This is a genomic window from Massilia sp. CT11-108, assembly GCF_047302915.1.
Taxonomy (GTDB): domain Bacteria; phylum Pseudomonadota; class Gammaproteobacteria; order Burkholderiales; family Burkholderiaceae_D; genus Telluria; species Telluria orientalis.
On sequence record NZ_JBKYMO010000718.1, the window covers coordinates 1 to 2,143 of the forward strand.

General features: G+C 70.7%; 3 protein-coding genes and 1 pseudogene. 2 read left to right on the forward strand and 2 right to left on the reverse strand.

The genetic code is table 11. From position 1 onward, the window contains the following. Nucleotides 1-219 (reverse strand): annotated as a pseudogene (locus ACEN88_RS29840) (GlxA family transcriptional regulator); the annotation flags it as partial. A gap of 91 nt (nucleotides 220-310) precedes the next feature. On the opposite strand from ACEN88_RS29840, the gene ACEN88_RS29845 reads away from it, so the two are divergent. Both ACEN88_RS29845 and hisN read left to right on the forward strand, forming a co-directional pair. Continuing rightward, nucleotides 311-1,111, forward strand: a complete 801-nt coding sequence (locus tag ACEN88_RS29845; RefSeq protein ID WP_413345529.1) for an MBL fold metallo-hydrolase — start codon at nucleotides 311-313, stop codon at nucleotides 1,109-1,111. Nucleotides 1,112-1,153: 42 nt separating this feature from the next. Then, nucleotides 1,154-1,945, forward strand: coding sequence for a histidinol-phosphatase (gene hisN, locus ACEN88_RS29850; RefSeq protein ID WP_413345531.1), 792 nt, complete (start codon nucleotides 1,154-1,156; stop codon nucleotides 1,943-1,945). Here hisN and ACEN88_RS29855 read toward each other — a convergent pair. Next, nucleotides 1,922-2,143 (reverse strand): response regulator (locus ACEN88_RS29855; RefSeq protein WP_413345533.1); only part of this gene is annotated, 222 nt, incomplete at its 5' end. The genes hisN and ACEN88_RS29855 overlap by 24 nt on opposite strands.

The window sequence follows — 2,143 nt, forward strand, 5'->3', positions numbered from 1 at the left end:
CAGCGCTTCCAGGCCGTGGCCCGGCACGATGCCGAAGCCGGCGCTCGTGGCCAGCGGCGAGGCCGATCCGGCGCCGCACACCGTCAGCGCGAAGCGCGATCTCGCATCCGCGCCGGGACGGCCGCCGAACACGAGGCAGGGCACGGACAGGTGGAAGGGCGTCATGCCGTCGAAGGCGATGACGGCCACGCGCCAGGTGGAGTGATCATGTCGGGTCATGGCCCGATTATATCGAAGGTTGTCCTTCGGGCCACTGTCGGGCAACCGTCCGCACCGCGAGAATGGCGTCACACAACCAAGGAGAGACACCATGCAAGTGACCCAGATCCGCAACGCCACGCTGCTCATCGAGTACGCCGGCAAGACCTTCCTCGTCGACCCGCTGCTGGGCGACAAGGGCGCCTACCCCGGCTTTGCCGGCACGGCCAACAGCCACCTCGCGAATCCGCTCGTCGACCTGCCCGTGCCTCTGGCGACCCTGTTCGACGTGGACGCCGTGCTCGTCACGCACCTGCACGCCGACCACTGGGACGACGCCGCGCGGCGCGCGCTGCCGCGCGCATTGACCGTGTTCGCGCAGAACGACGCCGATGCGCGGGCCATCCGCGCCGACGGCTTCACCGACGTGCGCACGCTGTCGGCGCAAGGCGACACCCTGTTCGACGGCGTCCGCATCGCCCAGACCCGCGGCCAGCACGGCAGCGACACCGTCATGGCCGCCATCGGCGCGCGCATGGGCGAAGTGAGCGGCCTCGTGCTGCGCCATCCGGACGAGCCCACGCTGTACATCGCCGGCGACACGGTGTGGAACGCGCACGTGGCGGCGGCGCTGGAGACGTACGATCCGGACGTCGTCGTGCTGAACTGCGGCGACGCGCAGGTGCCGGGCCTGGGGCCCATCATCATGGACCTGGACGACGTGGCCAGTGTAGTGAAGGCGGCGCCGCGGGCGGCCATCGTCGCGAGCCACCTGGAAGCCGTGAATCACTGCATGCTGTCGCGGGCCGAGCTGCGGGCGTGGGTGGACACGCAGGATCTGGTGGGGCGGGTTCTCGTGCCCGACGATGGCGAGGCATGCGTATTTACCCAAGCCGGCGCAGGTTCGATGTAGTATCGGGAGGCGGCGCCGTGCCGCCTTCCTGCGAGATAGCCGATGCCCATCGATGCCGCTGAATTCGACGAGTACCTGCAGTTCGCCAACGAGCTGGCCGACGCGGCCGCCGGCGCCATCCTGCCGCATTTCCGCGCCGGCAGCGGCGCCGAGAACAAGAGCGCGCACGGCTTCGATCCGGTGACGGCGGCCGACCGCGGCGCCGAGCGCGTGATGCGGGCGCTGATCCGCGCGCGCTATCCGCATCACGGCATCCTCGGCGAAGAGGAAGGGGCGCAGGCCGGCGATGGCCTCACCTGGGTGCTCGATCCCATCGACGGCACGAAAGCGTTCCTCCTCGGCCTGCCGCTGTGGGGCACGCTGATCGCGCTGAACGACGGCACGCGTCCGGTGCTGGGCCTGATGAACCAGCCCTTCACGCGCGAGCGCTTCGTCGGCACGGCGCACTGCGCGTGGAACGGCGGCCACGTGCTGCACACGCGCCCGTGCGCGCAACTGGCGGACGCGCACGTGATGTGCACGTCGCCCGACATTTTCGATCCCGCCCAGCGCATCGCGTTCGACGCCGTCGCAAGCCGCGCGCGGCTGCTGCGCTATGGCGGCGACTGCTACGCCTACTGCATGCTCGCGTCCGGTCTCGTCGACGCCGTCATCGAAGCGGGCCTGCAGCCGTGGGATGTGCAGGCGCTGGTGCCCATCATCGAAGGGGCGGGCGGCGTCATCACCGCGTGGGATGGCGGCGACGCGCAGCACGGCGGCACGGTGCTGGCGTGCGGCGACCGGCGCCTGCACGCGCAGTTGATGGACGAGTTACGCGCCCAGCCACGCGGCTAGCGCCGCCAGATCGACCGGCTTGGTCATGTGATGATCGAACCCGGCCGCGCGCGTGCGCTCGCGGTCGGCCTGCTGGCCCCAGCCCGTGAGGGCGACGACGCGCACGTGCGCATGGCCTTCCGCGCGGATGGCGCGCGCGACGTCGAAACCGTCCATCTCCGGCATGCCCAGGTCGAGCAGCACGACGGTGGGCGCGAA